Below are 26583 nucleotides of genomic sequence, written 5' to 3' on the forward strand. Positions count from 1 at the left end.
ACCGGCCCTGTGTTTTGTTTGGTGTTTTGGGAGGGGGTTACCGATGAGTTTTCGTTCGAGCGAGGCTGCGATCGACGAGATCGTCGCAAGTTGCAATGGCGATCTCCGCGGCGCGCTGAAGGCCCTGCTGCTGGTCAACGAGCATCTCGAGGCCGAGATCGCGCAGCTGTATGCCGCAGCCGCGCAGTACGGCATGCCGGACCGCCGCAGTACCGCATTTCACTGAGCCGGCTGACCGGGCCGGATTGCGCCGATCAGTCCTCGGACGTGATGTCCTTGTTCGGGCACGCGTTGATCGTCGATCGCGCCAGCTTGGCGTCGTCTTTCGACTTGAACGGCCCGGACGCGAACCAGATGTCACCCATGGTGGGGGTGACGATCGGATTGCTGGTCACGATCTCGCAGCGATTGGTGGCGCGGTTGCCGACCACCCAGAACATATCCGGATCCTCGGCCCAGGCGGCCGTCGCCGTCATTCCGATGAGCGCTGCCGTCAGCACTGCACGCGTCATTGCGCCACCTCCTCGCCGGATGTCCTCCGATCAACGGCAGGTGGGATGGCGCGGATCGGCCGGCAAGGACGGCCGTCCTGACATGGTTAATCGACCGCCAAGGCTAGATGTCGCGGCCTTCGACCTTCTCGGTCAGCGTCTTGACCAGCTCCGGCACCTTGTCCAGGTGCGGATTGACCTCGAGCGCCTTGCGGAACGCGTCCAGCGCCCGCTTCTCCTCGCCGAGGTCCTGCATGATCATGCCGAGACCGGCGAGCGCGCCGAAGTGCCGCGGCTCACGCAGCAGGACCTGCTGGATGTCGGCAAGCGAGCGACCGTAATCGTTCTGGAGGTAATAGATCGTCGCGCGACGGTTCCAGGCCTCGACGTAGTCCGGCCGGAGCTTGATGACCGAATCGAGCAGCTTGAGCGCAACCTCGTTCTGCTTCGCGTCCATCGCCGCCTTGGACCGCGCCATCAGCAGGGCGACGGTGTCACTGGGGGTCTGCAGCCAGATCGCCCAGATCCGCGCCTCGACGTGCTTGGCGCTGATCTCGTCGGGTGCGGCCTTCAGGGCGCCGAACAGGAAATCGAGGCCCTTGGTCTTGTCGGCTCCGACCTTGGGCAGCTTGGCCGGAGCCTCGGGCGGCTTTGGCTTGGGCGTCGCGCGCGGCTCGCCCTGCGCAAAGGCAAGATGCGGTACCGAAATGACGACAACGGCGAGAAGAATCGCCCGCAAGGATCGCTTGGCCATGCTCCAAGTCTAAACGCAGTCGGCGCGTCCTGCAAAGCAGCACGCGCCTCAAAGACCTGTGAGGAGGCCCCTCCTCTCGAGGGGAGATCTACGGGATCAGCCCTGGCGCGCCTTGAAGCGGCGCTGGACCTTGTTGATCACGTAGACGCGGCCCTTGCGGCGGACCAGACGGTTGGCGCGATGGCGGCCACGCAGCGACTTCAGCGAGTTACGGACCTTCATGGGACATCCTGATACGTTGAAAGGCCGTGTTGGACAGGCCGGAAGTGGCAAATACAAAGGGAGTTCCGCAAGCGACCAAGTCGCCCGGATTGGCCGGTTTCTAACCACCAGCCCGCCGGATGTCAATCATGGCGGGCCCCGGCTTCAACAGAACCGGCCGGCGACGCGCCCCTCGATCCAACTTGGCGATTGCCAAATTTGTTATATCCTATAATCAATTTTCCAAAGCCAAGAACCAACCGCCGGGAACGCCCATGCCCAAGCTCGCTCTGCCCAAGATCGACGACGTCGTCGCCATCGACATCCACACCCACGCCGAAGAGCCCTGCGGCATGCATGCGGATGACGGCTACGACGATTTCCAGGCCCAGATGGCCGACTACTTCAAGTCGCCGCACAAGCACCCGCCGACGGTGCCGGAGACGGCGGCCTATTACCGCTCCAAGAACATCGCCGCCGTGATCTTCCCGGTCGACGCCGAGCGCGAGACCGGCTTCCGCCGCTACAACAATTACGAGATGCTCGAGGTCGCTTCCGACCATCTCGATGTGCTGATCCCCTTCGTCAGCATCGATCCGCACAAGGGCAAGCTCGGCGTCCGCGAGGCGCGCAAGCTGATCGAGGAGTATGGCGTCCGCGGCTTCAAGTTCCACCCGACCATGCAGGGCTTCTACGCCAACGACCGGCTGGCCTATCCGCTGTATGAGGCGATCAACGACGGCGGCGCGATCGCGCTGTTCCACACCGGCCAGACCGGCGTCGGCTCGGGCATGCCGGGCGGCATGGGGATGCGGCTGAAGTACTCGAACCCGATGTACATGGATGACGTCGCGGCCGACTTCCCCGACCTCAAGATCATTCTCGCCCACCCCTCCTTCCCCTGGCAGGAGGAGGCGCTGTCGGTCGCGACCCACAAGCCGAACGTGTACATCGACCTCTCCGGCTGGTCGCCAAAGTACTTCCCGCCGATCCTGGTGCGCTACATCAACTCGATCCTGCAGGACAAGATGCTGTTCGGCTCCGACTGGCCGGTGATCACGCCCGACCGCTGGCTCGCCGATTTCGCCAAGCTCGACATCCGCGAGGAGATCCGGCCGAAAGTGTTGAAGGCCAACGCGCGCAGGCTGCTCGGGATCTGAGGCCGTCCGACGGCTCGTATCGTCGAGGATCGTGCTATCATCCGCGGGCGCGGTGGCCATCGGCCATCGCGCCTGCCTCTCTGATGAGGTGAGCGCCGTGCCCTTCAAAGCCGTGGTCTTCGATGCCTATGGCACGCTGTACGACGTCCAGTCGGTAGCGGCGGTCACCGAGCAGGCCTTTCCCGGCCACGGCGACATCATCACCCAGATCTGGCGCATCAAGCAGCTCGAATACACCTGGCTGCGCTCGCTGATGCAGCGCTACGAGGATTTTTCGGTCGTTACCCGCGAGTCGCTGCTCTATACGCTGCGCGTTCTCGGCCTGCAGGCGGATGCGATCACACGCGATCGCATCATCGCCAAATATCTCGATCTCGATCCCTACCCTGATGCACGTGCCGCGCTCGCCGCGATGAAGGACCGCCGGCTCGCGATCCTCTCCAACGGCAGCCCAGCGATGCTCGACGGCCTGGTGAAAGCCAGCGCCTTCGACACGCTGCTCGATGCCGTCATCAGCGTCGATGCCCACAAGATCTTCAAGCCGAGTTCGCAAGCCTATGCGCTGATCGAGGAGACACTCGGGCTTGCGCCCGACGAGGTGCTGTTCGTGTCCTCCAATCCCTGGGACGTCTGCGGCGCCAAGGCCTTCGGCCTCAACGTTGCCTGGATCGAGCGCGTCACTCCCGAAGCCATGGCGGCGGCCTGCATCGAGACCGATCTCGTGTCCCCGCTCACGATGTTCAAGGCGCTGCGGACCCAGATGGACGAGTTGGGTTTTGCGCCCGATCATCGTATTGCTGCGCTTTCCGAATTGCCTGAGATCGTCAACACGCATGAGCCTTGAATCCGTCCGCGCCTTCTTCGCCGAAAAAGCCCCCGACATCGACGTTCTCGTCTCCAGCCAGAGCTCCGCAACCGTGGCGCTCGCGGCGGAAGCCTATGGCGTGGAGCCGGCCCGCATCGCCAAGACGCTGTCGTTGCGCGTCGGCGAGCGCGTCATCCTGATCGTCGCCGCAGGCCACGCGCGCATGGACAACAAGAAGGTGAAGGCACTGTTCGGCGGCAAGCCGAAGATGCTCGGCCTCGACGAGGTCGCCGACATCACCGGACACGAGGTCGGCGGCGTCTGCCCGTTCGGCTTGAAGTCGCCGCTACCGGTGTATTGCGACGTCTCGCTGAAGGCCTTCGACATCGTGGTGCCCGCCGCGGGCTCGACCCACAGCGCGGTGAAGATCACGCCGGATCGCTTGGCCGAGCTGACGGGAGCCGCATGGGTCGATGTGTGCGAGGTGCAGTCCTGATCGGCTGGGATCGGCGGCCGCGATCATCGCTTCTTCCCCTTCGCGAGTTCCTTCACCAGAAACTCCGTCAGCACCTCGACCCGCGCGGGGCGCGGGCCGCCGGGCGGCATCACCAGATGCATTGCGCCTTCGGGCTGGCTCCAGCCCTTCAGCACCACCTCGACCTCGCCAGACGCGATCGCGTCGCCAACGATGAAATCCGGCAGGTCCGCGATGCCGAGCCCGGCGAGCACCGCCGGCAACAGCGCTTCGCCATTGTTGACGCGCAGCTGTCCCGCCGGCCGTACGCTGGCCTGCTCGCCGGCCGCATTGGTGTAGTGCCAGACGCCGGCGGTGGAGAGATAGGCGTAGCCGAAGCATTTGTGCTCGGCGAGATGCATCGGATGCGTCGGCCGTCCGTGGCGCTTCAGATAGGACGGCGCCGCCACCGTGTAGCGCGGCATGGGGCAAAGGCGGCGCGCGACCAGCGACGAGTCCGGAAGCCGCGCGATCCGCAGCGCGAGGTCGAACCCTTCGCCGATGAGATCGACGGTGGCATCGCTCATGTGGAGGTCGATCGAGACCTCCGGATATTGCTCCAGAAACGCCGGCAGCAGCGGCGCGATCTTCTTGACGCCGAACGTCATCGGCACCGCGAAGCGCACCAGGCCGCGCGGCGTCAGCGACTGCGCGAGCGCCTCGGTCTCGGCAGCCTCGCCATCGGCGAGCAGCTGCGCGGCGCGCTCGGACAGGCGCTGGCCGGCGTCCGTCAGCGCCAAGCGCCGCGAGGTGCGGTTGAACAGCCGCGTGCCCAGACGCTCCTCCAGCCGGCTCACCGCCTTGGAGACGGAGGCCTTGGAGAGGCCCAGCTCCTGCGCGGCGCCCGCGAAGGAGCGCAGCTCGACGACCTTGGCGAAGATCGCCATCGCCTCGAAATCCGGAAGTCGCGCCATCGCCTCAAATCTCGTTTTTGGAAACAATAGGTTTCAATAGTTTCTATTTCTATACTCCGGTCGCTTCCTTATTCCAATGCCCAACAGCACGGCGGCCCCGGCCGTCCGTTGCAACCACAGGAGCAGACCCATGATCGAATTGAAGCCCTTTGCGGCGCTGGGCGGCGCCGACCACGGCTGGCTGAAGGCCAAGCACCATTTCTCGTTCGCGAGCTACTACGACCCCAGCAACATGGGCCACGGCGCCCTGCGCGTCTGGAACGACGACGAGATCGCGCCGAACACCGGCTTCCCGGCGCATCCGCACCGGAACATGGAGATCATCACCTATGTCCGCGAGGGTGCGATCACCCATCAGGACAGCCTCGGCAACAAGGGCCGCACCGAGGCCGGCGACGTCCAGGTGATGAGTGCGGGCAGCGGCATCCGCCACTCCGAATACAATCTGGAGCCGACCACGACGCGGATCTTCCAGATCTGGATCGAGCCGACCACCGATGGCGGACAACCGACCTGGGGCGCCAAGCCGTTCCCGAAGTCCGACCGCTCCGGCAAGCTGGTCACGCTGGCGAGCGGCTTCGCAGATGACGGCGACGCGTTGCCGATCCGTGCCAAGGCGCGCGTACTCGGCACCACGCTGAAGGCCGGCGAGACCGCCGAGTACAGCGCCGACAAGGCCCGGCACATCTATCTGGTGCCCGCAGCCGGCAGCGTCGAAGTGAACGGCGTCCGAGTCAACGCCCGTGACGGCGCCGCCATCCGCGACGAGGCCACGCTCAAGATCACCGCGCTCGAAGATTCCGAGCTGGTGCTCGTCGACGCCGCCTGACCTCTCACGCGATCCCGGCCGGGCATCCGGCCGGGACGCTCTCCCCGATCATCCTCGTCCCCACGGAGACTGCCATGACCAAGGTTCTCGTTCTCTACTACTCCGCATACGGCCACATCGAAGCGATGGCCAACGCGGTGGCCGAAGGCGCCCGCGAGACCGGCGCCACCGTCGACGTCAAGCGCGTGCCCGAACTGGTGCCGGCCGACGTCGCCAAGGCCTCCCACTACAAGCTCGACCAGGCCGCTCCGATAGCAAAGGTCGAGGAGCTCGCCGACTACGACGCGATCATCGTCGGTACCGGCACCCGCTTCGGCCGCATGGCCTCGCAGATGGCCAACTTCCTCGATCAGGCCGGCGGCCTGTGGGCCAAGGGCGCGCTCCACGGCAAGGTCGGCGGCGCCTTCACCTCGACCGCGACCCAGCACGGCGGCCAGGAGGTCACGCTGTTCTCGATCATCACCAACCTCTTGCATTTCGGCATGACCATCGTCGGCCTCAACTACGGCTTCGCCGGCCAGATGAAGCTCGACGAGGTGACCGGCGGCTCGCCCTATGGCGCCACCACCATCACCGGCGGTGACGGCAGCCGGCAGCCGAGCGCGAACGAGCTGGCGGGGGCGCGCTATCAGGGCCGCGTCATCGCCGAGACCGCAAAGAAGCTGCATGGCTGATGCGACTGGGGCGGCACTTCCGTAAACGAAGTGCCGCCCCATCTCGCAAAAGTCGGAAGGATGCCAAGGAGTCTGCAATGCCCGCCATGCTCGAACTGGTGACGCTGGCCCGGTTGGCCCGCCATCCCCTGCAGATGATAGCGCGCCGCTGGTACTGCAAGAGCCTCTACCGCGCCAGCCGCGGCCAGCGCCGCTGCCCGGAATGCACGGCCGCTACAGCGGCTTGATCTGCACCTTCCTGAACTTCACGACGCCCGAGCCGTACTGCAGGGCGATCGGTCCCGCCGCGTGCTTGCTGTCGTCGACATCGGCGGTCTTCTCGCCGTTGAGGATCACGGTCAGCCGCGTGCCCTTGGCGGTGATCTCATAGGTATTCCACTTGCCGCCGGCCTTCGGCATCGGATCGACCTTGGACACGTCGACGATCGCGCCGGTGCCGTATTTCGGATCGGGCCGCTTGTCGAAGATGTTGACCTCGTAGCAGATGTTGGAGTCGATCTTCGCCGACTGGTCGCAGCGGATGAAGATGCCGCTGTTGGCGGCGTCATCGACCCAGAACTCGGCCTTGATCTGGAAGTCCTTGTAGCTCTCCTTGGTCACCAGATACGATGGATCCTTGCCATCGAGCTTGTCGGCCGACAGCGCGCCGTCCTTCATCTCCCAATTGGCCTTGCCGACCTCGGTGAAGTCGGCCTTGGTCGTGGAGTCGACCAGGGTCACCCAGCCGTCATCGGCCAATGCCGCTCCCGTCATGCCTGCGCCCGCAATCAATAGTCCGGCCGCGAGCCCTCTCAAGCGATACCGCATCGAAACTCCTCCCTGATTTCTGTTTCGTTCGTCGCCACGATAGCAAAGCGCCGGACAATGCAAACGGGTTTCGATGCTGCACCTGCTCTATCGTCTCCTCCAACTACACCGCCGTGGCGCGCGCAAAATCGACATAGATCTCGCGCAGCCGCGCCGCCACCGGTCCCGGCTTGCCGTCGCCGACGGGCTTGCCGTCGATCGTGACCACCGGCTGCACGAACGAGCTCGCGCTGGTGATGAAGGCTTCCTTCGCCGCGAGCGCCTCCTCCACCGTGAACAGCCGCTCCTCGACCTTGAGCTGGCGCTCCTCGGCGAGCTTCACCACGGCCTTGCGGGTGCAGCCCGGCAGGATCGCGTTCGAGTTCGGCCGCGTCACGATGACGTCGTCCTTGGTCAGGATGAAGGCCGAGGACGAGCCGCCCTCGGTGACATGACCGTCCTCGACCATCCACGCCTCGCCGGCCCCGGCCGCGGCGGCCGCCTGCTTCGCGAGCACCTGCGCCAGCAGCGCCACGCTCTTGATGTCGCGGCGCGCCCAGCGGATGTCGGGCACGGTGATGACGCCAATTCCCGTCTTCGCCGAGGGCGCATTGATGATGTCCTTGGCGGTGACGAACATCACCAAGGTCGGCTTGACGTCGCCCTTGGGAAACGGGAAGTCGCGGCCCTTGTCGGCGCCGCGCGTCACCTGCAGATAGACCATACCCTGGTCGAGCCGGTTGCGTGCGACCAGCTCCTTCTGCAGCTCCTCGATCCGCGCCAGGCTCTCCGGCAGCGCCAGCCCGATCTCGCCGACCGAGCGCTTCAGGCGGGCAAGATGCGGGGCACTGTCGACCAGCTTGCCATCGAGCACCGCCGCCACTTCGTAGATGCCGTCGGCAAACAGGAAGCCGCGATCGAGGACCGAGACCTTGGCCTCGGACAGGGGCACGAAGGCGCCGTTGACGTAAGCGATCGGGTCCAAGGACGTGTCTCCATTCTCATCTGCGCACGCAAAGCCATCTGCGTACACCAATTGTTACTCTCGCCGTCATTCGGGGGCGATGCGCAGCATCGAACCCGGAATCTCGAGATTCCGGGTTCGCCCTGCGGGCGCCCCGGAATTACTCACCGGACTAATGCGACAGGATCTTCGACAGGAACTGCTGCGCGCGCTCGCTGCGCGGCTGGCCGAAGAACTCCTCCTTCTTGGCGTCCTCGACGATCTCGCCGCGGTCCATGAAGATGACGCGGTGGGCGACCTTCCTGGCGAAGCCCATCTCGTGGGTCACGACCATCATGGTCATGCCCTCGCGGGCGAGATCAACCATGACATCGAGCACCTCGCTGATCATCTCCGGATCGAGCGCCGAAGTCGGCTCGTCGAACAGCATCGCGATCGGATCCATGGCGAGCGCACGTGCGATCGCCACGCGCTGCTGCTGGCCGCCGGAGAGCTGCGCCGGAAACTTCTGCGCCTGCTCCTTGAGACCGACGCGATCCAGGAGCTTCATGCCCTTCGCGGTCGCTTCCTCATGGCCACGACCCAGCACCTTCTGCTGGGCGAGGCAGAGGTTGTCGATGATCTTGAGATGCGGAAACAGCTCGAAGTGCTGGAACACCATGCCGACCCGCGAGCGCAGCTTCGGCAGGTTGGTCTTGGAATCATTGACCTTGAGGCCGTCGATCGTGATCACGCCGTCCTGGAACGGCTCCAGCGCGTTGACGCATTTGATCAGGGTCGACTTGCCGGAGCCGGAGGGGCCGCAGACCACCACCACCTCGCCCTTGGCGACCGAGGTCGTGCAGTCCTTCAGCACCTGGAAGCTCGGGCTGTACCATTTGTTGACGTGGCTGATTTCGATCATGGGAGCCGACTATCTGATGATGGAGATGCGCGACTGCAGGCGGCGGACGCCGTAGGACGCGACACAGGAGATGGTGAAGTAGACCAGGGCCGCGAACAGGTACATCTCGACCAGGCGGCCGTCGCGCTGGGCGACTTTCGAAGCAGCGCCGAGGAAGTCCGGAATCGAGAGCACGTAGACCAGCGACGTGTCCTGGAACAGCACGATGGTCTGGGTCAGCAGCACCGGCAGCATGTTGCGGAACGCCTGCGGCAACACGACGTAGCGCATGGTCTGCGCATAGGTCAGGCCGAGCGCCGAGGCCGCGGCCGGCTGGCCGCGCGAGATCGACTGGATGCCGGCGCGCATGATCTCGGAGAAATAGGCCGCCTCGAACAGGATGAAGGTGATCAGGGAGGACGCGAACGCGCCGACCTTGATCGGCCGCGACGAGCCGGTGATCCACTGCCCGATATAGGGCACCAAGAAGTAGAACCAGAAGATCACCAGAACCAGCGGCAGCGAGCGCATGAAGTCGACATAGAGCCCGGCGATAAAGCCCATCACCCGATAGCCGGACAGCCGCATCAGCGCGATCAGGGTGCCGAACACAAGACCGCCCGTCGCCGACAGCGCCGTCAAGGTCAGCGTGAAGGTCATGCCGTCGATGAAAAGATAGCTCAGCGAGCGGCGGATGACGTCGAAATCGAAATTGGCCAGCATCTCATTTGCCCGTGATGTAGCCAGGGACCGCCACCGCGCGCTCCAAGAGCCGCATGCCGATCACGACGATGACGTTGATGACGAGATACATCAAGGTGGCGGCGCTGAAGGCCTCGAACACCTGGAACGAGAATTCCTGCATGGCGCGCGCAGCGCCCGTCAGTTCGATCAGACCGATCGTGATTGCGACGGCGCTGTTCTTGACCGTGTTGAGAAATTCGGACGTCAGCGGCGGCAGGATGATGCGGAAAGCCATCGGCAGCAGCACGTAGCGGTAGGCCTGCAAGGTGGTGAGGCCGAGCGCGGTCGCCGCCAGCTTCTGGCCGCGCGGCAGCGAGCCGATGCCGGCCGCCAATTGCACGGCGACACGCGCCGACATGAACAGGCCGATGCCGACGGCCGCCGTATAGAATGGCGCATTGGGCATCTGCTTCAGCCACAGGCCGATCGTGGGCGGCAACAGCTCCGGCAGCACGAAGAACCACAGGAACAGCTGCACCAAAAGCGGCATGTTGCGGAAGAACTCGACATAGGCGAAGGCGATCCAGGTCGCCAGCTTGGACGGCAAGCTGCGCAGGATGCCGACGATCGTGCCGCAGATCAGCGCGATCACCCAGGCCGACAGCGAGGTCACGATGGTGACCTTCAGCCCCGCCAGCAGCATGTCGAAATAGGTGCCGGCCCCGGTCGGGTTCGGCTCCAGGAAGATGTGCCAGTTCCAGGTGTAGTTCACGGGGACATCCTGAGAGGGAATTAGCTCGCAAGTCGCATTACACAGTCTTTGCCAAAAACTCGCTGCGCTCCCTCCCCCCCTTGCGGGGGAGGGTCGGGGTGGGGGGTCCACACGGGCAGTCTTTCCTGAGACCCCCACCCCCGACCCCTCCCCGCAAGGGGGAGGGGAGCACATCGAATTCGGCGCGAGAGCTGCGGCCTCACGTTACGGCTTGTACGAATCCGGATCCGGCGAGTCCGACGGCTTGGCGAACTCGGCCTTCAGCTCGGCCGACAGCGGGGTGTTGAGGTTCAGGCCCTTCGGCGGGATCTTCTGCATGAACCACTTGTCATACAGCTTGGCGCCCTCGCCGCTGGTGTAGATCTTGGCGGTCGCCGCATCGACCACCTTCTTGAACTGCGGATCGTCCTTGCGCAGCATGATGCCGTAGGGCTCGGGCTTCGAGAACGCGTCCTTGGAGACGACATAGGCGGCCGGATCCTTGGAGCCGGCGACGAGGCTCGCCAGAAGAATGTCGTCCATCACGAAGGCGACGGCGCGATCGGTCTCCACCATCAGGAAGGCCTCGGCATGATCCTTGGCCGGAATGATGTTGATGCCGAGATTGCGCGCGGCATTGGCCTCGGTCAACTGCTTGATGTTGGTGGTGCCGGCGGTCGACACGACCGATTTCCCCTTCAGATCGTCGATCGAGTTGATCTTGCTCGCCTTCTTCGAGACGTAGCGGCTCGCCGTCAGGAAGTGGGTGTTGGTGAAGGAGATCTGCTTCTGGCGCTCGGCATTGTTGGTGGTCGAGCCGCATTCGAGATCGATGGTGCCGTTGGCGAGCAGCGGGATGCGGGTCGACGACGTCACCGGGTTGAGCTTCACATCGAGCTTGTCGAGCTTGAGCTCCTTCTTCACGGCATCGACGATGCCCATGCAGATGTCGATGGCAAAGCCGATCGGCTTCTGATTGTCGTCGAGATAGGAGAACGGGATCGAGGAGTCGCGGACGCCGAGCGTAATGGTGCCGGTCTCCTTGATGTTCTTCAGGGTCCCCGTCAGGTCCTCGGCCTGCACCTGGCCGGCGCAGAGCGCGGCGGCGACGGCAAGACCGAATAGGCGAAGCTGCTTCATAACTGATCTCCTCAATCCGGCTGATCGCCGGATGCTTGCATAAACCACAGCGAACTCAAAATGGCCCCCGCCCCCGGACGATCTCCGGCCGGACGAGCGCGGGCACCATAGACCGCCCCGCGGCGGGACGTCCTCGGACGATTGCGACAAATTGCCTGTCCCGCGTCCCCTTCGACAAGACGTCCGGGCTGAAACGGCAGCGCCGAACGTCGGGATGGTAAACTACGAGGGGCTCGCAGGCCCCGCGACCAGACGAAAGTTGCAGGCGGGTTCCCGCACGCGGCAATGCAACCGCACGGCACACGGACCTCATGGTTCGAGACGCGCCGCGCCCAGCAAGCCCGCCTTCCGTCTTCCTGGCCGGCGCGCGCTCCTCACCAGACGCCAGGCGATGTGTGCTCATGCCTCCTTCTCGGCTCACAGCGGCTTCCGCAATTCACCAAGATCCCAGAACAGCCCGGCCATCAGGCCGAGCGCCTCGTCCGTGACATCCAGCAGGATGTGCTCATCCGGCGCGTGCTGCGAGCAGCCCGGATAGGAATGCGGCACCCACATGGTCGGCATCTTCAACACGTCGGCAAACACGTCATTGGGCAGCGAGCCGCCGAAGTTCGGCAGCACCGCGGGCGCCTTGCCGGTGCTCATCTTGATGGACTCCGCGGCCCATTTGATCCAGGGGCTGTCGATGTCGGCGCGCGAGGCCGCGAAACCTTGCGTCATGCTGACCTCGACCATCGGGAAGCCGTGCGCGGCGAGATGGCTCCTCACGTCCTCCACGATGCTGTCGACCTTGGTGCCGACCACGAAGCGCAGCTGCAGCACGGCGCGGGCGCGGCCGGGGATCGCATTCGCCGGCTTGTCGATATTGCCGGAGGAGATCGCGAGCACCTCGAGCGTATTCCAGGCATAGAGCCGCTCCGCCGGCGTCAGCCCCTCCTCGCCCCAATGGTCCGACAGCGCCGGCTCGTCGGCGGTCGGCTCCACCTTCACGTCGGCGAGGATGGCGCGGATGGCATTGGTGAGGCGCGGCGGCTTCAAGGTATCGAGCTTGATACGGCCATGGCCGTCGACCAGTGTGGAAATGGCATTGGCAAGGATGGTCGCGGGATTGGCGAGCACGCCGCCCCAATTGCCGGAATGGTTGCCGCCCTCGCGCAGGTTGACGTCGAGATGCAACCGGATGCCGCCGCGGCAGCCGAGAAAGATGGTGGGGCGTGCGGTCGACAGCCGCGGGCCGTCCGAGCCGATGAAGACGTCGGCCTTCAAGGCGTCGCGATGCAGATCGGCCACCTTGGCGAGATCGGGCGAGCCGATCTCCTCGCCCATCTCCATGATGAACTTGGCATTGAAGCCGAGCTTGCCGCCGCGGGCCTCGCGCACCGCGCGCAGCGCCGCCATGTTGATGCTGTGCTGGCCCTTGTTGTCGGCGGTGCCGCGGCCATAGAGACGATTGCCCGCTGGCGTCACCGCCCAGGGATCGCGGCCGTCGCGCCATTCGCCGGCCATGCCGTCGACGGTGTCGCCGTGGCCATAGCTGAGCATCGTCGGGGCGCTGTCGCTCTCGTGGTAGGTCGCGATCAGGAACGGCGACTTGCCGCTCGGCGAGGGCACGAGCTCGGAGGAAAAGCCGAGCGCTGCAAAGGACGGCGTCAGCTCGTTGGTCAGATACGCCGCGAGCTCGTCCTTGCGCTCGGGATTGAGGCTCTCGGTGCGATAGGCGACCCGGCGGCCGAGCTCGGCCAAGAAGTCACCGCTCGTCAGGCTCTGACGGGCACGGGCGATTGCATCAATCCTGGTCATGGCGCTTTTCCAGTCACAACGAAGGCGGCGTCATATCGGGATCGCGCGACGAGCGGAAGGGGCTGGGTTTGAATTCAATGCTGACATCAAGCAAGTCTCGGATTTCGGAACTTGTCGCAGAGATCGATGATGGGCGTGTGTCGGGATGCGCGCTTCCGTTCTCGCGGCGCCAGGAGCGTCCGAGGTTTGCCGGTGCGGTGCCTTCGCAAGGCGGAGGGCGCGGGGATGCCCGGCGAAGGCCTCACCCATGGCTCGCCCGCAGAAGAAAAGCAGGCGGCAGTCACCAAAGGTTCGGCCGGACGTCCGGCATTCCCCGCGCGACGGGAGTAACGCTCAGTTCACCGCGTTGCTGACCATCACCTCGATCAGCTTGGCGCCGGGGCGGCGGAACGCCGCCGAGAGCGTCGGCTGCAATTCACGAGGATCGCTGATGCGCATTGCCTCGCAGCCGAGCGAGCGGGCGAGCCCGGCAAAATCCACCTGCGGATCGACAAAATCCATGCCGATATAGTTGTCGTCACCGTGGAACGACAGCAGCCGCTGCTTGATGATGCGGTAGCCGCCATTGTTGACGATGACGACCGACAGCGGCAGCTTGTGATGCGCTGCGGTCCACAGCGCCTGGATCGAATACATCGCGCTGCCGTCGCCGGAGTAGCAGACCACGGGGCGATCGGGATTGGCGAGGCTGACGCCGACCGAGGCCGGCAGGCCCCAGCCGATGCCCCCCGAGGCGAGCGCGTGATAGTTGTAGCGGTCGCGATACGGCCACAGCGCCGTCATGTAGCGCGCCGAGGTCAGGCCCTCGTCGACCATGATGCCGTGCTCCGGCATGGCCTCGGCGACCTGCAGCGCCAGGTAGTCCGGATCGATCGGCGTCCGCTCGCGCGCCGCTTCGATCTGCGCGGCCAGCTTGCGCCGCCGCGCGCTCCAGTTCTTCGAGGACAATTCGGCCACGCGCTCCTGCGCACGCGCCTGCAGGGCCGCGCCGCCGAGCTCGCGCAAGAGCGGCGTGAGCTGAAGCAGCGTCTCGCGAACGTCGGCCTTCAGCGCGATCTCGGCACCGAAATTCTTTCCCAGCTCCCAATCGACGAGGCCGATCTGCACGATCGGCAAGCCCTCGGGCAGCGGCTCGATCTCGCTGTGCACGGACATCCGCAAGGGATCGGCGCCGAGCACGATGAGAAGATCGTGTGGCGCGAGCAGGTCGCGGACCTGCTGCTGCGCGCGCGACAATGAGCCGATGTAGCAGGGATGCTCGGACAGGAAATGCGCGCCATAGGGCGCGGACTGCTGATGCACGGGAGCGCCGATCGCCGACGCGAACTCGGCCGCCTCCCGCAGCGCATCGCTCTTGACGACCTCGTCGCCGGTGATGACCACCGGCCGCTGCGCCTTGAGAATGCGCTGCGCCAGCCCCTGCAAAGCGTCCGCGGCCGGCAACACGCGCGCATCGACCCGGGTGGAACGGCCGAGCTCGATGCCGGCTTCGGCATTGAGGATATCGCCGGGCAGCGAGATGAAGACGGGACCGGTCGGCGGCGTGGTCGCCACCTTGGCGGCGCGCCTGATGATGCGCGGCAGGTCCTCCAGCCTCGTCACCTCGACCGCCCATTTCACCAGCGGCTCGGCCATCCGCACCAGCGGGCCGTAGAGCAATGGCTCCATCAGGCCGTGGCCCTGCTCCTGCTGGCCGGCGGTGAGGATCATCGGCGTGCCGGTGAACTGCGCATTGTAGAGCGCGCCCATGGCGTTGCCGAGACCCGGCGCGACGTGGACGTTGCAGGCGACGAGGCGTCCCGAGGCGCGACTGAAGCCGTCGGCGATCGCCACCACCAGGCTCTCCTGCATCGCCATGACGTAGGTGAGATCGGGATGGTCCTTCAGCGCATGCATGATCGGCAATTCGGTGGTGCCGGGATTGCCGAACAGATGCGTGATGCCCTCATCCTTGAGCAGCGCGAGGAAGGCCGAACGTCCGGTCGTGCGGTTCTTCATGGGGCGGTGTCCTCCCGGGCTCAGGCTTATTGGTTGACGCGAACTCTCGCTCCACCGTCATTGCGAGCGAAGCGAAGCAATCCAGGGTGGCGCACGCGACTCTGGATTGCTTCGTCGCTACGCTCCTCGCAATGACGGCGGAGAGAGCGCGGACTACACCTTCGCCATCTCCTGATACACCGGATAGTCCGTGTAGCCCTTCTCCTCGCCGCCGTAGAAGGTCGGGCGGTGATAGGGCGTCAGCGGCCAGCCGTGCTGCAGCCGGGCGGGCAGGTCCGGGTTGGAGATGAAGGTGCGGCCGAAGGCGATGGCGTCGGCGAGGCCGGCCCGGATCGCGGCGTCGGCCGGCTCGCCCGTGAAGCCGCCGGCGCCGATCAGGACGCCCTTCCACACCGGCCGGAACAGAGCGATGGCCGACGGCACGTTCTGCCAGTTGACGTCGGCGCGGCCGGCGCCGGAGGAGCGCGGCTCGATCAGGTGTAGATAGGCGATGCCGAGCTTGTTGAGCGCCTCGATCGCATAGGTATAGAGCGGCATCGGCTCGGCTTCGCCGGAGCCGTTGGCGATGCCATAGGGCGACAGCCGCACGCCGACCTTGTCGGCGCCGCAGGCATCGATCACCGCCTGCGTGACCTCGAGCAGGAAGCGGCAGCGGTTCGCGATTCCGCCGCCATAGCGGTCGGTGCGCTGGTTGCTGCGGGTCTGCAGGAACTGCTCGATCAGGTAACCGTTCGCACCGTGCACCTCGACGCCGTCGAAGCCGGCGGCCATCGCATTGCGCGCGGCTTGGCCATAGGCGGCGACAAGCGCGGGGATCTCGTCGGTGTCGAGCGCACGCGGCGTCTCGTAAGCTGCGCCTTTGCCTTCCGCCGTCATCGCCTTGAGATCGTCGCCGATCGCGATCGCCGACGGCGCCACCGGCAGCACGCCGCCGGGCTGGAACGAGGAGTGCGAGACGCGGCCGACGTGCCAGAGCTGCAGGAAGATGAATCCGCCCTTGGCATGCACCGCATCGACGACCTGCTTCCAGCCGGCGATCTGCGCCGCGCTGTAGATGCCCGGCACGTTCGGGCTGCCGGTGCCGGTCGGCAGCACCGGCGAGGCCTCGGCGATGATCAGGCCGCCCGGCGTCGCGCGCTGCGCATAATACTCGACGTTGAGCGGCCGCGGCGCGAGCGTCTCCCTTGCGGCGCGCATGCGGGTCAACGGCGCCATCACGACGCGGTGCTTGAGGCGATAAGGACCGATCGTGAGTGGTGAAAACAGCGCAGGCAGCATTTCGTCCCCAGATGTCGTTGCGATTGTCGATTTGGATCATCTTGTTCGCAAAACATGATGGTGGCAATGTCCGCCCCACGTCAGTACGAGCAGACCCTCCATGCCGAAAGCGAACGCCCTGCCCTCGCTCAGCCTGCGCATCGATCTCGATGACGGCGGCCGGATCGGGCCGGGCAAGATCGCGCTGCTGGAGAACATCGCGCGACACGGCTCGATCTCTGCGGCCGGGCGCGCGATGGACATGTCCTACAAGCGGGCCTGGGACCTCGTCGACGAGATCAACCGGGTGTGCCGGCAGCCGGCGGTGGCGCGCCAGACCGGCGGCCGCAATGGCGGTGGCGCGGCGCTGACGGCGTTCGGCACGCAGTTGGTCGAACGTTACCGGCGCATCGAGCGTGACGCAGCTGACGCCGTGAAGAAGGATCTCGCCGCGCTGCGCAGCGACATCGAGAAGCCAAGGAAGACCCGCGGGGCCAGGGCCGCGTCGTAAGCCGGTTCCAGCCGACGCGATGCATCCGCGACCGGACTGATGCGCCTCGCGTTGCAGCCGCAAAAAACCGTCTTGCCGTCAGCCGGATGATCTTGCGGCCGCGCCAAGACGTCATACACCAGCATCTCGTCGTCATGCCGGAGAACCTGCCGTGTCTCACCCTGCCTTGTCCGCCGACCACACCGCCGTCGTCACCGGAGGCGCCTCCGGCATCGGGCTCGCCGCCGCCACGCGCTTCGCAGAGCGCGGCATGAACGTCTGCATCGCCGATGTCGACGAGGCCCGGCTGCGCGACGCCGCCGCCAGGCTCGCGGCTGCGGCCAAGCGTGGCGAGGCTGCGGTCATGACCGCCACGGTCGATGTGAGCAACCGGGACAGCGTGGTCGCGCTCGAAACGGCGGTGCGGCAGCGCTTCGGCGCGATCGACGTGCTGATGAACAATGCCGGCATCCAGCCGGGCAGCAAGATGCTTGCCGAGGAAAATTGGCAGCGCATCCTCGGGGTCAATCTGTGGGGCATCATCCATGGCGCGCAGGTGTTCGCGCCCAACATGATCGCGCAGAGCAAGCCGGCGCTGATCATCAATACCGGCTCCAAGCAGGGCATCACCACGCCGCCCGGCGATCCCGCCTACAACGTCTCGAAGGCCGGCGTGAAGGCGTTCACCGAGGCGCTGCAGCACGAGCTGCGCAACACGCCCGGCTGCCAGGTGACGGCGCATCTGTTCATTCCGGGCTTCGTGTTCACGCCGCTGACGGCGAATGGCCGCGTCGAGAAGCCGGCCGCCGCCTGGACGCCGGAGCAGACGGTCGACTTCATGCTGGAGCGCGTCGCGGCCGGCGACTTCTACGTGCTGTGCCCTGACAACGACGTGCCGCGCGCGCTGGACGAGCGGCGCATCCTGTGGGCGGCCGGCGACATCGTCGAGAACCGGCCGCCGCTGTCGCGCTGGCATGCCGACTACGCCGACGCATTCGCCGCGTTCGTAAAGAAATCGCCATGATCCGGCCACATCGGAGCGGCGGCGCGTAGCTGCTCCCGGTCTCATCACAAGTTCCCGGACGCGTCGGATCGTCGCAAGGCGGTCCGCGTGCGCTCGGAACGTCTACCATCGACCGAATCGCTACGGTCGAACGCTCTTGCAACTCACTGATTTGCCGCGGGCGCGACATCGTCGCTGAGAGCCGGCTCCCGAAGCGCGCCTCGACCGTCAAGCGGTGAGATGTCGCAGCTCTGCGGGAGCACCACCCGTACGCCGCACGACAATCTGACGCAGACGCATTCCACAATCCCTGCGCGAAGCAGCCACGAAGCAGGCAGCAGATGGCCCTCATCATCCGCACCCGCGTCAGCCGCGCCGCATTGCTTCGGCTCATCCGCAGTGGTGCGCAGCTTTGGGGAGTACGTCGGACATGTCGCGCCATCACCGTCACCATCACGACAGTCACCACGGTCACCATCATCACAGCGACCACCACCACCACCATCATCATCACGATCATCACTGCCAGCCGGCTCCTGCGCCGATGCCTCCGATGCCTCCGACGCCGCCCACACCCACGCCGCCGACGCCCGCGCTCGGCTTTGCCGATCTCGGCGTCGTCTTCAACGACGCGACGCGCTTTCTCGAAGGCGGGCTGTGGCGCAACGTGGTCGAGGAAGGCGGCCAGGGGCTTGGCAGCGTCTACAACTACACCGGCGATCTCACCGTGATTCAGGATGGTCTGAAGGCGATGGTTGCCGCCGGCCAGTTCACCGGGCAGACGCTCACCAACATCAACAAGATCCTCGCCGACATCACGGTCGCGCAGGATGCCGCGATGGCTTCGGTGACCGGCGGCGGCGCGTTCGGCAGCATCGCCGCCGCGGAGACCGCGCTGCGCAACGCGCACCTCGACATCCTCAACGTCGTCAACAACGATCCGAACCTTGCGGGCAATGCGACCAACGCCGACGGCGTCACCGGCTTCCTGCAGGCGCCGGCGCTGCTGCCCGAAGGCGTGACGGCCGCAACCGCCGCCAAGGGCACGCTGGCCGAGCTCGGCCTGATCTTCAACGACGCCGCCAACCGGCTGATCGGCGGCGTCAACGAGAGCAACGTCGACGTCATCCAGGACGATGTCGACGCGCTGATCGCCGGCCTCAATGCGCTGGTCGCCGCCAATCCGCTGCAGTTCGGCGGCCTGACCGGCGTGCACGCGCTCGCCATCATCGACCAGCTCGCGCTCGTCAACACCCACATCAACGGCGCGGCCGGCAATGTCGACATCGGCCGCGCGCTGAACGACGACTTCCTCGACATCATCGACATCGTCGCCGGCGACACCAATCTCGCCAACATGGCGCAGCAGAACGGCCTGAACGGCTGGAGCGGCTTCGGCGACTTCCTCAACCCGACGCCGGCCTATCAGGACAACCAGGCACAGACCGATTTCTGGGCCATGTTCATCGCCCAGTCGAACGCGCTCGGCAAGGCTGCGATCGCGGCCGTCAATTCCGGCGACGCCGCCGCGATGGCGCAGGTCACCGCCGACCTGATGACCTTCAAGAAGGACGTCACCGATTTCGACGCGGCGCAGGGCGGCATCTTCCAGGCCCGCTTCGACAACGAGCTGCTCGGCGACCAGAGCACGCTCGGCGCCGAGATCGCCAAGATCCTCGAGGGCTTCCAGGCCGGCAACAAGGCGCTGGTCGCCGCGGCCGCCGACCAGATGCACCAGAACGCAGCCGATGTCGGCGGCAACAACATCCCGGTCAATGGCGGCGCCTACAATGTCGACGGCACCACGATCGGCCAGGTGCTGGCGACCACCGGCGGCGGCAACAGTGCCGACGCCGCCGCGCTGCTGGCCGCGGTCACCAGCGCGCCGGCCTCGAACGTGATCATGCTTCCCAGCGCCGCGCCGGCAGCACACGCCAGCGCCGCCCCGGCAACCCTGGTCATGGACGGTCCGATGATGGAGGGGCCGACGATGGAGATGTCACAGCATCAGCATCATCACATGTGGGCGTGATCACCTGTCGCTCGGGCGCCTGCACCAGCAGGCGCCTGACGAGCGCGAGCGCGGTTTCCGTGGCCGGATCGGCCGAGATCACGGAGACCGCGAGCACGATGAGATCGACCGGCTGGTGCGACAGCACGATCACATGCGTCGCATGCCGCGCATCCATCAGCGCCACCATGCGCTCGACGGCGGGGTCGGTGGCCGCCCGGCGCCACGGCGCATCGGCCCGGCGCAGCACGCGGCTTGACGCGAGAAAGTCGCGCAGCAGCGGCGGATCATAGGCGGTCAGCTCAGCCTCGCGACAGCGGCGTGCGCTTTCGAAGACCGGCTGGCGCGTGAGCTCGGCGATCAGGTCGTCGGGCGTCGCCGCGATCGACGCCCCGATCGAGTCGAGTACGCCCGGCTCGCGCGCTTGCAGCATCGCGCGCAAGGCATCGCCGATCAGCCCGATCGTGAGCACGCCGGCCACCGCGACCGCGCAGAAGCGCATCAGTTGCGCCGCATCGACGTCCGGCGACAGCGCGGCCGCGGCAGCGCCGAGCAGGGCGGCGCCGAGGATCCGCAACAATGTCAGCAGCCCGCCCTGACGCTGCGTCTCCGCGCTGGCGCCGGCGATGAGGATCGCGGTCACCGCCAGCAGCGCGCCCAATGCGCCGAGCCGCACCGGCATGCTCGGCGCCAGTACGCGAAAATCGGTGATGATGAAGGGGATGACGATGATGGCGCCGAACGCGACGCGATCGATGGCGCGGTTCTCCCAGGCCAGCAGGCGCGCGCGGTCGCGGCGAAGCAGCAGCCAGGCGCAGGTCGCAAAGCCCGCGAGCTGAAAGGCCGACAGCATGACCGTGTGGTGGCTTTCGAACTCGGCCGGACCGAGCGCGCCGGCGAGCGCGAGCACCACGCCGCCGGCCAGCGCGATCGCCTTGAGCGCGCGATGCGCGTGTCGGCGCAGCAGACCTTCCGTCACCACCAGCGCGCCGAGCGGGATCAGCGCCGCCGGAACCAGCGAGATGCGGTCGAGAAAAGCATTGTCCGTCCACCAGGCGACGCCGCGCAGCAGGAACAGCGAGGCGACGGTCCCGAGCAGAACGACGAGCCGCGCCGTCAGCGGTCCCCTCGGGTCGCGCCGGTGCAGCATGGCGGCGGCCACCGCGAGGCCGATCGCGCCGCAGAGGTTGACGACGGAGTCCGCAACGATGCCGGCCGTCATGGCGCGGGCTCGCCGGGCGGCAGGCGCGGACGCAGCGTGCCGAACGTCCTGGTGTCGTCGAGCCAATGTACCAGCGGCAGGATCATCCGCTGCAGCGCCAGCACGCCCGAGGTCGCCAGCAGCGCCGGCAGCGAGCCCGAGGGGATTTCGCGCAGCAGATAGCGCCGGGCGGCGGCGAGATCGATCCGGCCGAGCTGCAGCAGGTCGTCGCCCCTGGTGTAGTCCAGCTCGCGCGCGCAGAAGCCGTTGTAGACGGCGTCGCGATGCTTCGGCGCATCGTCATACGTCTTCTTGAGCGCGTCGGAGCCGCCGGTATAGGCGTTGGTGATGACAAAGCGCTGTTCGTCGAACCCGGCCTCGTCGCCGACACCGAACACCGCGCGATGCGCCCGCATGATGCCGCGCGCGAGCTGAAGATGCGCAAAGCTCTGTCGGGCCTGCGGCAGCGGCGACGGATAGACGTCGGAGAAGGTCTCGCAGACCATGCCGGCCACCGCCGGCACCTGCGTGACGTTGGAGATCCATTTCGGCCGCAGCCCGTCGCGGACGAACAGCAGCAGCGTCGTGAGGCCGTAGAGCACGCCGGACAGGCCTTTGCCGCGCGCTTCCGGATCGACCATGACCAATCCGAGATGGATCACCTGCTGGCTGTCGCCATCGCGCTCGACCTGCATCACCGCGAGCGCATTGAAGGCGATCGGCCGGCCGCCCGCCTCCTCCGACACCACCGTGATGATGGCGCGCGCGAGCGGCTCGCGCGCTCCGGAGAAGATGCCGTAGGTGAGCTCGCCGGCGGGCAGCGTCTTGCCGGCAATGGTGCGGAGATCGGCCACGAGCGCCGCCAGCGCCGCATCGTCCAGGGTCGTGCCCGGGCTCTCGACGATGCGCGTGCGCAACTCCGCATGGGTGCGTAGCGACAGGTCCATCGCCTCCTGGCCGAGCGCGGTCAGCCAGAAGCCGATGCTGCGTCGGATACGCCCCACTGCTGCGACGATGTTCATGCCTCAACCTAGCACGGCGTGATCAGGAAGCGGCGCAGCCGGGATCACGGCCGCCCTGGCCGCCTTATGCCCTGGTGCTGTTAATTCACGATAACGACGCGGGACGGAGCGTGAGCGAGGGTAAACGCAGGTTGAACGACGTGAGCGGCGGACGCCTTCGCGCCCACCGCCTGCCGGCGCTGTCTCGCCGAAGTCGGAGCTTGCCCCGCAAACTTCCCCTCACCCGGATTGCATCTTCGATGCAATCCGGCCTCTCCCCGCATCCGCCTTCGCTCGTCGAGCTACGGTGGACAAGAGCGGGGAGAGGCCAAGAGAGCGAGACGACTGCGGCCGCCCTAAGCTGCCTTCGACACCTCCATCAGCAGGCGCTCGGCGCGAGCGTCTTCGATGCGATTGACGAGCTTGCCGCTCTCGTGGCGGTCGCGCAGCGTCTTGGTCAGGGTGACGCAGGTCTGCACCAGCATGACAATGCCCATCGTCAGATAGCCCTTCATCCAGAGATCGATCGGCATGAAGAAGACGCCGAGAGCGACGAGGAAGGCGGAGGCGGCGAACGAGGCGTAGGAGAAGGTGATGAAGGCGCTGCTGTGCGGCTGGGTGTTCTGGTTCATGGTCGGCTCCTATGATGACGTGGTTGTTGATGCGTTCGATTGGTCGTGACGAAAATCAGTTGGCCGGTGCGGCGCGGCCGGCCTTCAGCCGCGCCAGCACGTCGTCGGCAGTGGTCTTGATGCGTGGGCCAAAGCCCTGCTCGGCGAGCTTCTCGGCCGTGGTGATCGGCCCCGTCGCGGCATCGAGCTCCATGAGCGCCTCGTCGGCGGCCTGCGCCTCGATCTGCCGCTCCCGCAGCCGTTTCAGCGTCGCTTCGGCCTCGGGCAGCGTGCACTCGTAAGGACGCGCCGCCTCGATGCCGCCGCGGCGCAGATTGCGCACGGCCTCGGAGGCGCGCGCAATCCGCCGGCCGCGATCGAGCTCGGCAATGCGCGCCTCGGCGTTGGCGACATGTTTCTTCAGCCTGGTGATCTCGGTCGCGAACAGCGCCCGCGCCGTCCGCGCCGCGTCACACTCGGCCTCGAGGCCGGCGATCGCCTGCGCCGCCTCGCGGGCCAGATCCTCGCGGCCGCCGTCGAGCGCTGCGGTGGCGCGCACCTCGAGATCGGTGATCCGTGCCAAGGTCGCCTCGAGCCGCTTGCCCTCCTGCTGGTCCTGCGCAATGGCCAGCGCCAGCGCGCGCTTGCTGCGATCGACGGCGGCGGCGGCGTCACGCAGCTGCTGATCCAGGATCACCAGCGCGGTCCGGTCCTGCAGCTCCTCCTCCGCGACGGCCACGGTGCCCCGAAACAGCGTGAGAACGGTCTTGAACATTGTGAACTCCCTGTTATGAGCATCGCTCATGACGTTTCTTCTAGCGCAACCATGAGCGACGCTCAAGAATTATTTTGAGCATCGCTCAATATTTTGGTTAACAATGTCCAAGACACTGGAAAGACGTGCGAAACAGCGCGAAGCCTTGATCGAGGCCGCCGAGCGGATGATCCGGACGCGGGGTCTCGCGGGTCTGAAGACGCGCGATCTCGCCCAGGAGATCGGCGTCGCCAATGGCGCGGTCTACAATCTCGTCGCCGACGTCGACGAACTGGTGCTGATGGTCGGATCACGCACCTTGGCGCAGCTCGACGCCGACCTGTCCGCAGCCGAGAGCGCGGGCCCTCCCGGCCCCGAGGCTGCGCTGGTGCGCATCGCGATCGCCTATTGCGACTTCGCCGCCCACAATCTCGAGCTCTGGCGCGCGCTGTTCGAGCACCGCATGCCGCCCGAGAAGCCGCTGCCCGACTGGGCGATCGCCGACCAGATGCACCTGTTCCGTCACATCCACCAGCCACTGGCGGCGTTGTTTCCACTGCGCTCTTTCGACGACATCAGCGTCACCGCGCGCAGCTTGTTCTCGGCCGTCCACGGCATGGTCGCGCTCGGCCTGGAGCAGAAGCTGATCGCTGTGCCGCTCGCGGCCTTGCGCGCGCAGATCGCGACCATGGTGAAGGCGATGGTGACGGGACTGGTGGCGGAGGAGACGACCGGCCGGTGACGCGGAGCTCGGCGTCGGGCGCAGCGTCATCGGATGCTGATGCCAACAACAAGTCCGACTGCTTCACGGCACTTCTCTCCTGCTTGCTGTCAGAGCCAATTTGCCGCCATGGCGGCGCGGCTCCCTCCTTGTTCAGCTGGAATTGACGGCGAGAACAAACAACCGCCCCATTGCTTCGCAGTATCATGCCGACGTTCGGACTTGTTCCAGACAACATGTCTGGAACTGCCGTTCCACCGACGCTCGACGACGAGTGTTAGTTCGTGTGACATGTGCAGATCTCGGCGCATGGCCACGCTCATCCGGCCGGCAGAACCTGCAGCGTATGCCGCGCGATCAAGAAAAAACTCCAACGAGTCCATGACGCGCGAGCCAAGGGGAAAATCGTGAGACATCTGCGTGCGCCCAATGACGACCGCGATCCGCCATTCCCGTCCGGCTACGACGACGGCCGGCGTCCGCTGTATGAACAACCGTGGCGCGACGAGCACGATCGGCCTACCCCTGCTGAATTCGCGTCCCGTTACGGCGTGCAGGAGGTTCCTCCGCCGCCACGGGAACGGCGTCTCCTCGGCGCGTTGAGCGTGATGGGGCTCGTGGCTGTTGCCGCGGGCGTGGCCGGCCTTGCAGCGACGAGACTTCCGACGCGGTGGACCGCTGCGCTCTCCGCCAAGAGCAGCGCGGCGGTGACAACGACGGCAACAGTCCCATCGTCGCCGGTCCAAGCCGCGCAGACCGTTGCGCCAGTCCAGGATATTCTCCGGACCGGAGCGCTCGCGAGCGCCGCTCCGGCGGTCGCGCCGGACCAGAACATGCCGCTGAGGGAGGACGACCGTGTGCCGAAGTTCGACACGCGGGTGGCCAATGCCGCGTCGGCGCAGCCGACCAGCACGCGCGCCCCGGTCCAGGGCGTGACCGATACCGAAATCAGCTTCGGAATGGCGGCGCCGTTTTCCGGGCCGGCCAGGGAGATGGGCCATCAGCTCAAGCTCGGCATCGACCTCGCATTCGCTCAGGTCAACGAGGAAGGCGGTGTGCATGGCCGGCAGCTCAAGCTCTACACGGCCGATGATGCCTATGAGCCGACGCGGACGCTGAACGCGATGAAGGACCTTTACGAGCAGCACAAGGTGTTCGGATTCGTCGAGAACTACGGCAGTCCGACGGCCCTGATCTCGGTGCCGTACGCGCTCGAGCGTCATGCGCTGTATTTCGGCGCCTTCACCGGGGCTCCTTCGCTTCGCCGCGATCCGCCGGACCGCTACGTCTTCAACTACCGCGCCGGCTACGCCGAGGAAGCCCATGCGCTCGTGAACTATCTCGTCAAGATCCGCAAGCTGCGTCCGCAGGAGATCGGAGTTCTCACCCAGCAGGATGCCTATGGCGACGCGGGGTGGGAGGGCGTCAGCAGGGCGATGCACGGGCTGCGCGGCGGCGCGGGCGAAGCCTTCCGCATGAGCTACAGCCGCAACACCGTCAATGTCGACGAGGCCATCGCACAACTGCGCCGGCAGAAGCATGCGATCAAGGCGGTGGTGCTGGTCGCCACCTTTCGCGCCGCGGCCAAGTTCATCGAGAAGACCCGCGACCTGTATCCGGACATGACCTACGCGACGATCTCCGGCGTCGGCAGCACCGGCCTCGCCAGCGAGCTGATGGTGCTCGGCCCGCGCTATGCGGACGGCGTCATCTGCACCCAGGTCACGCCGGCGGTCGACGGCTACGCGTCCGTCACCCTGAACTACAAGAAGGCGCTCGACAGATACTTTCCGGGAGAGCCGGCGGATTACTCGTCCCTGGAAGCCTATCTCACGGCCAACATCCTGATCGAAGGGCTGCGCCGCGCCGGTCCCGCGGTGGACACGGAAACGCTGGTCGATGTCCTCGAATCGATGGGGAACTACGAGCTGGGCGTCGGATCGAAGGTGAGCTTCGGCCCCTCCGACCACCAGGCGCTGCACAAGGTCTGGGGCACGCAGCTCGACAAGTCCGGCCAGTATCACGCGATTGATCTCGAATAGGCGGAATGGCTGAACTGGCCTGAGGCCGCGCTCTGCGCAGCGTGCCTGAGCGGGTTGCATTCATCGGCGGTTTCGGCCATATCGGTCGCATGATCAAGACTGAGACCTTGCACGCGAACACGTGGTGGCGCTCCATCTAGGAGC

The 26583-nt window shown here is 66.1% G+C and carries 29 protein-coding genes; 12 read left to right on the forward strand and 17 right to left on the reverse strand.

Annotated features, from left to right (window positions below):
* Window positions 1–43 precede the first annotated feature (43 nt).
* Complete coding sequence (locus ACQR0U_RS11345) at window positions 44–226, forward strand: hypothetical protein (RefSeq protein WP_315716646.1); 183 nt, start codon at window positions 44–46, stop codon at window positions 224–226.
* Between the two features lie 28 nt (window positions 227–254).
* Here the strand turns inward: ACQR0U_RS11345 and ACQR0U_RS11350 are convergent, their stop codons facing one another.
* From ACQR0U_RS11350 to ykgO, 3 genes are all read right to left on the reverse strand, one after another.
* A complete protein-coding gene (locus ACQR0U_RS11350) occupies window positions 255–512 on the reverse strand; it encodes a hypothetical protein (protein WP_315825408.1) in 258 nt (85 codons plus the stop codon).
* Window positions 513–615: 103 nt separating this feature from the next.
* Window positions 616–1245 (reverse strand): tetratricopeptide repeat protein, encoded by a 630-nt coding sequence (locus tag ACQR0U_RS11355; protein WP_315825409.1) that lies wholly within the window; start codon window positions 1243–1245, stop codon window positions 616–618.
* 96 nt (window positions 1246–1341) lie between these two features.
* Window positions 1342–1467 (reverse strand): type B 50S ribosomal protein L36, encoded by a 126-nt coding sequence (gene ykgO, locus ACQR0U_RS11360; protein WP_006611362.1) that lies wholly within the window; start codon window positions 1465–1467, stop codon window positions 1342–1344.
* A gap of 254 nt (window positions 1468–1721) precedes the next feature.
* On the opposite strand from ykgO, the gene ACQR0U_RS11365 reads away from it, so the two are divergent.
* The 3 genes from ACQR0U_RS11365 to ACQR0U_RS11375 all read left to right on the forward strand — a co-directional run bounded on the left by ACQR0U_RS11365 (window position 1722) and on the right by ACQR0U_RS11375 (window position 3907).
* Window positions 1722–2606 carry an amidohydrolase family protein gene (locus ACQR0U_RS11365; RefSeq protein ID WP_315716643.1) on the forward strand — a complete coding sequence of 295 codons (885 nt, stop codon included), beginning with the start codon at window positions 1722–1724 and terminating at the stop codon, window positions 2604–2606.
* Window positions 2607–2703: 97 nt separating this feature from the next.
* Window positions 2704–3450 carry a haloacid dehalogenase type II gene (locus ACQR0U_RS11370; protein ID WP_315825410.1) on the forward strand — a complete coding sequence of 249 codons (747 nt, stop codon included), beginning with the start codon at window positions 2704–2706 and terminating at the stop codon, window positions 3448–3450.
* The gene (locus ACQR0U_RS11375) at window positions 3440–3907 is read left to right on the forward strand and encodes a YbaK/EbsC family protein (protein WP_315716641.1); all 468 of its coding nucleotides are present in this window, start codon (window positions 3440–3442) and stop codon (window positions 3905–3907) included. Before ACQR0U_RS11370 ends, ACQR0U_RS11375 begins: the two co-directional genes overlap by 11 nt.
* Before the next feature lie 23 nt (window positions 3908–3930).
* Here the strand turns inward: ACQR0U_RS11375 and ACQR0U_RS11380 are convergent, their stop codons facing one another.
* Window positions 3931–4839, reverse strand: coding sequence for a LysR family transcriptional regulator (locus ACQR0U_RS11380; protein WP_315716640.1), 909 nt, complete (start codon window positions 4837–4839; stop codon window positions 3931–3933).
* A gap of 130 nt (window positions 4840–4969) precedes the next feature.
* On the opposite strand from ACQR0U_RS11380, the gene ACQR0U_RS11385 reads away from it, so the two are divergent.
* From ACQR0U_RS11385 to ACQR0U_RS11395, 3 genes are all read left to right on the forward strand, one after another.
* The gene (locus tag ACQR0U_RS11385; protein ID WP_315753387.1) at window positions 4970–5668 is read left to right on the forward strand and encodes a pirin family protein; all 699 of its coding nucleotides are present in this window, start codon (window positions 4970–4972) and stop codon (window positions 5666–5668) included.
* 74 nt (window positions 5669–5742) lie between these two features.
* Window positions 5743–6342 carry an NAD(P)H:quinone oxidoreductase gene (wrbA, locus tag ACQR0U_RS11390; RefSeq protein WP_315825412.1) on the forward strand — a complete coding sequence of 200 codons (600 nt, stop codon included), beginning with the start codon at window positions 5743–5745 and terminating at the stop codon, window positions 6340–6342.
* 77 nt (window positions 6343–6419) lie between these two features.
* On the forward strand, window positions 6420–6569 hold the full coding sequence (locus ACQR0U_RS11395; RefSeq protein ID WP_315753383.1) for a hypothetical protein: 150 nt from the start codon (window positions 6420–6422) through the stop codon (window positions 6567–6569).
* Here the strand turns inward: ACQR0U_RS11395 and ACQR0U_RS11400 are convergent.
* The 9 genes from ACQR0U_RS11400 to ACQR0U_RS11440 all read right to left on the reverse strand — a co-directional run bounded on the left by ACQR0U_RS11400 (window position 6556) and on the right by ACQR0U_RS11440 (window position 16626).
* Window positions 6556–7149, reverse strand: a complete 594-nt coding sequence (locus ACQR0U_RS11400) for a 3-keto-disaccharide hydrolase (protein ID WP_315753381.1) — start codon at window positions 7147–7149, stop codon at window positions 6556–6558. The two genes, ACQR0U_RS11395 and ACQR0U_RS11400, sit on opposite strands and share 14 nt — an antisense overlap.
* Before the next feature lie 103 nt (window positions 7150–7252).
* On the reverse strand, window positions 7253–8113 hold the full coding sequence (locus tag ACQR0U_RS11405) for a D-amino-acid transaminase (RefSeq protein WP_316226963.1): 861 nt from the start codon (window positions 8111–8113) through the stop codon (window positions 7253–7255).
* Window positions 8114–8264: 151 nt separating this feature from the next.
* Window positions 8265–8996, reverse strand: coding sequence for an amino acid ABC transporter ATP-binding protein (locus ACQR0U_RS11410; protein ID WP_315753377.1), 732 nt, complete (start codon window positions 8994–8996; stop codon window positions 8265–8267).
* A 9-nt stretch (window positions 8997–9005) separates the two neighbouring features.
* Window positions 9006–9698 carry an amino acid ABC transporter permease gene (locus tag ACQR0U_RS11415; protein ID WP_315736525.1) on the reverse strand — a complete coding sequence of 231 codons (693 nt, stop codon included), beginning with the start codon at window positions 9696–9698 and terminating at the stop codon, window positions 9006–9008.
* Window position 9699: 1 nt separating this feature from the next.
* Window positions 9700–10431 carry an amino acid ABC transporter permease gene (locus ACQR0U_RS11420; protein WP_315736524.1) on the reverse strand — a complete coding sequence of 244 codons (732 nt, stop codon included), beginning with the start codon at window positions 10429–10431 and terminating at the stop codon, window positions 9700–9702.
* Window positions 10432–10635: 204 nt separating this feature from the next.
* The gene (locus tag ACQR0U_RS11425; RefSeq protein WP_315753374.1) at window positions 10636–11550 is read right to left on the reverse strand and encodes an amino acid ABC transporter substrate-binding protein; all 915 of its coding nucleotides are present in this window, start codon (window positions 11548–11550) and stop codon (window positions 10636–10638) included.
* Between the two features lie 417 nt (window positions 11551–11967).
* A complete protein-coding gene (locus tag ACQR0U_RS11430; protein ID WP_434843226.1) occupies window positions 11968–13350 on the reverse strand; it encodes a M20 family metallopeptidase in 1383 nt (460 codons plus the stop codon).
* 333 nt (window positions 13351–13683) lie between these two features.
* On the reverse strand, window positions 13684–15348 hold the full coding sequence (locus ACQR0U_RS11435; protein WP_434843227.1) for a thiamine pyrophosphate-binding protein: 1665 nt from the start codon (window positions 15346–15348) through the stop codon (window positions 13684–13686).
* Between the two features lie 153 nt (window positions 15349–15501).
* On the reverse strand, window positions 15502–16626 hold the full coding sequence (locus ACQR0U_RS11440) for an alkene reductase (protein WP_316226966.1): 1125 nt from the start codon (window positions 16624–16626) through the stop codon (window positions 15502–15504).
* A gap of 100 nt (window positions 16627–16726) precedes the next feature.
* On the opposite strand from ACQR0U_RS11440, the gene ACQR0U_RS11445 reads away from it, so the two are divergent.
* The 3 genes from ACQR0U_RS11445 (at window position 16727) to ACQR0U_RS11455 (ending at window position 20130) form a co-directional block, all read left to right on the forward strand.
* Complete coding sequence (locus ACQR0U_RS11445; protein WP_316184228.1) at window positions 16727–17116, forward strand: winged helix-turn-helix domain-containing protein; 390 nt, start codon at window positions 16727–16729, stop codon at window positions 17114–17116.
* A gap of 151 nt (window positions 17117–17267) precedes the next feature.
* Complete coding sequence (locus tag ACQR0U_RS11450; protein WP_316226967.1) at window positions 17268–18119, forward strand: SDR family NAD(P)-dependent oxidoreductase; 852 nt, start codon at window positions 17268–17270, stop codon at window positions 18117–18119.
* 532 nt (window positions 18120–18651) lie between these two features.
* Entirely contained in the window at window positions 18652–20130 is a 1479-nt protein-coding gene (locus tag ACQR0U_RS11455) for a hypothetical protein (protein ID WP_316174950.1), read from the forward strand.
* On the opposite strand, the gene ACQR0U_RS11460 is transcribed toward ACQR0U_RS11455, so the two are convergent.
* The 4 genes from ACQR0U_RS11460 to ACQR0U_RS11475 form a co-directional block, all read right to left on the reverse strand.
* Entirely contained in the window at window positions 20057–21331 is a 1275-nt protein-coding gene (locus ACQR0U_RS11460; RefSeq protein WP_316174951.1) for a hypothetical protein, read from the reverse strand. The two genes, ACQR0U_RS11455 and ACQR0U_RS11460, sit on opposite strands and share 74 nt — an antisense overlap.
* Window positions 21328–22332 (reverse strand): hypothetical protein, encoded by a 1005-nt coding sequence (locus tag ACQR0U_RS11465; RefSeq protein ID WP_315716623.1) that lies wholly within the window; start codon window positions 22330–22332, stop codon window positions 21328–21330. Before ACQR0U_RS11465 ends, ACQR0U_RS11460 begins: the two co-directional genes overlap by 4 nt.
* A 335-nt stretch (window positions 22333–22667) precedes the next feature.
* Window positions 22668–22943 (reverse strand): YiaA/YiaB family inner membrane protein, encoded by a 276-nt coding sequence (locus ACQR0U_RS11470; protein WP_315716622.1) that lies wholly within the window; start codon window positions 22941–22943, stop codon window positions 22668–22670.
* Window positions 22944–22998: 55 nt separating this feature from the next.
* Entirely contained in the window at window positions 22999–23697 is a 699-nt protein-coding gene (locus tag ACQR0U_RS11475) for a PspA/IM30 family protein (protein WP_315716621.1), read from the reverse strand.
* A gap of 103 nt (window positions 23698–23800) precedes the next feature.
* Between ACQR0U_RS11475 and ACQR0U_RS11480 the strand changes: the two genes are divergently transcribed.
* Both ACQR0U_RS11480 and ACQR0U_RS11485 read left to right on the forward strand, forming a co-directional pair.
* Window positions 23801–24418, forward strand: a complete 618-nt coding sequence (locus tag ACQR0U_RS11480; RefSeq protein ID WP_434843228.1) for a TetR/AcrR family transcriptional regulator — start codon at window positions 23801–23803, stop codon at window positions 24416–24418.
* A gap of 386 nt (window positions 24419–24804) precedes the next feature.
* Window positions 24805–26439: an ABC transporter substrate-binding protein gene (locus tag ACQR0U_RS11485; RefSeq protein WP_434872148.1), complete on the forward strand. Its 1635-nt coding sequence runs from the start codon at window positions 24805–24807 to the stop codon at window positions 26437–26439.
* Window positions 26440–26583: the final 144 nt, after the last annotated feature.

The sequence above is a fragment of the Bradyrhizobium sp. HKCCYLRH3097 genome, from assembly GCF_051167875.1.
GTDB lineage: Bacteria > Pseudomonadota > Alphaproteobacteria > Rhizobiales > Xanthobacteraceae > Bradyrhizobium.

Coding starts and splice junctions, on each gene's coding strand:
- ACQR0U_RS11345 (WP_315716646.1), top strand. CDS start 44: ATGAGTTTTCGTTCGAGCGAGGCTGCGATCGACGAGATCGTCGCAAGT.
- ACQR0U_RS11350 (WP_315825408.1), bottom strand. CDS start 512: ATGACGCGTGCAGTGCTGACGGCAGCGCTCATCGGAATGACGGCGACG.
- ACQR0U_RS11355 (WP_315825409.1), bottom strand. CDS start 1,245: ATGGCCAAGCGATCCTTGCGGGCGATTCTTCTCGCCGTTGTCGTCATT.
- ykgO (WP_006611362.1), bottom strand. CDS start 1,467: ATGAAGGTCCGTAACTCGCTGAAGTCGCTGCGTGGCCGCCATCGCGCC.
- ACQR0U_RS11365 (WP_315716643.1), top strand. CDS start 1,722: ATGCCCAAGCTCGCTCTGCCCAAGATCGACGACGTCGTCGCCATCGAC.
- ACQR0U_RS11375 (WP_315716641.1), top strand. CDS start 3,440: ATGAGCCTTGAATCCGTCCGCGCCTTCTTCGCCGAAAAAGCCCCCGAC.
- ACQR0U_RS11380 (WP_315716640.1), bottom strand. CDS start 4,839: ATGGCGCGACTTCCGGATTTCGAGGCGATGGCGATCTTCGCCAAGGTC.
- ACQR0U_RS11385 (WP_315753387.1), top strand. CDS start 4,970: ATGATCGAATTGAAGCCCTTTGCGGCGCTGGGCGGCGCCGACCACGGC.
- wrbA (WP_315825412.1), top strand. CDS start 5,743: ATGACCAAGGTTCTCGTTCTCTACTACTCCGCATACGGCCACATCGAA.
- ACQR0U_RS11395 (WP_315753383.1), top strand. CDS start 6,420: ATGCCCGCCATGCTCGAACTGGTGACGCTGGCCCGGTTGGCCCGCCAT.
- ACQR0U_RS11400 (WP_315753381.1), bottom strand. CDS start 7,149: ATGCGGTATCGCTTGAGAGGGCTCGCGGCCGGACTATTGATTGCGGGC.
- ACQR0U_RS11410 (WP_315753377.1), bottom strand. CDS start 8,996: ATGATCGAAATCAGCCACGTCAACAAATGGTACAGCCCGAGCTTCCAG.
- ACQR0U_RS11415 (WP_315736525.1), bottom strand. CDS start 9,698: ATGCTGGCCAATTTCGATTTCGACGTCATCCGCCGCTCGCTGAGCTAT.
- ACQR0U_RS11425 (WP_315753374.1), bottom strand. CDS start 11,550: ATGAAGCAGCTTCGCCTATTCGGTCTTGCCGTCGCCGCCGCGCTCTGC.
- ACQR0U_RS11430 (WP_434843226.1), bottom strand. CDS start 13,350: ATGACCAGGATTGATGCAATCGCCCGTGCCCGTCAGAGCCTGACGAGC.
- ACQR0U_RS11435 (WP_434843227.1), bottom strand. CDS start 15,348: ATGAAGAACCGCACGACCGGACGTTCGGCCTTCCTCGCGCTGCTCAAG.
- ACQR0U_RS11440 (WP_316226966.1), bottom strand. CDS start 16,626: ATGCTGCCTGCGCTGTTTTCACCACTCACGATCGGTCCTTATCGCCTC.
- ACQR0U_RS11445 (WP_316184228.1), top strand. CDS start 16,727: ATGCCGAAAGCGAACGCCCTGCCCTCGCTCAGCCTGCGCATCGATCTC.
- ACQR0U_RS11455 (WP_316174950.1), top strand. CDS start 18,652: ATGCCTCCGACGCCGCCCACACCCACGCCGCCGACGCCCGCGCTCGGC.
- ACQR0U_RS11460 (WP_316174951.1), bottom strand. CDS start 21,331: ATGACGGCCGGCATCGTTGCGGACTCCGTCGTCAACCTCTGCGGCGCG.
- ACQR0U_RS11465 (WP_315716623.1), bottom strand. CDS start 22,332: ATGAACATCGTCGCAGCAGTGGGGCGTATCCGACGCAGCATCGGCTTC.
- ACQR0U_RS11470 (WP_315716622.1), bottom strand. CDS start 22,943: ATGAACCAGAACACCCAGCCGCACAGCAGCGCCTTCATCACCTTCTCC.
- ACQR0U_RS11475 (WP_315716621.1), bottom strand. CDS start 23,697: ATGTTCAAGACCGTTCTCACGCTGTTTCGGGGCACCGTGGCCGTCGCG.
- ACQR0U_RS11480 (WP_434843228.1), top strand. CDS start 23,801: ATGTCCAAGACACTGGAAAGACGTGCGAAACAGCGCGAAGCCTTGATC.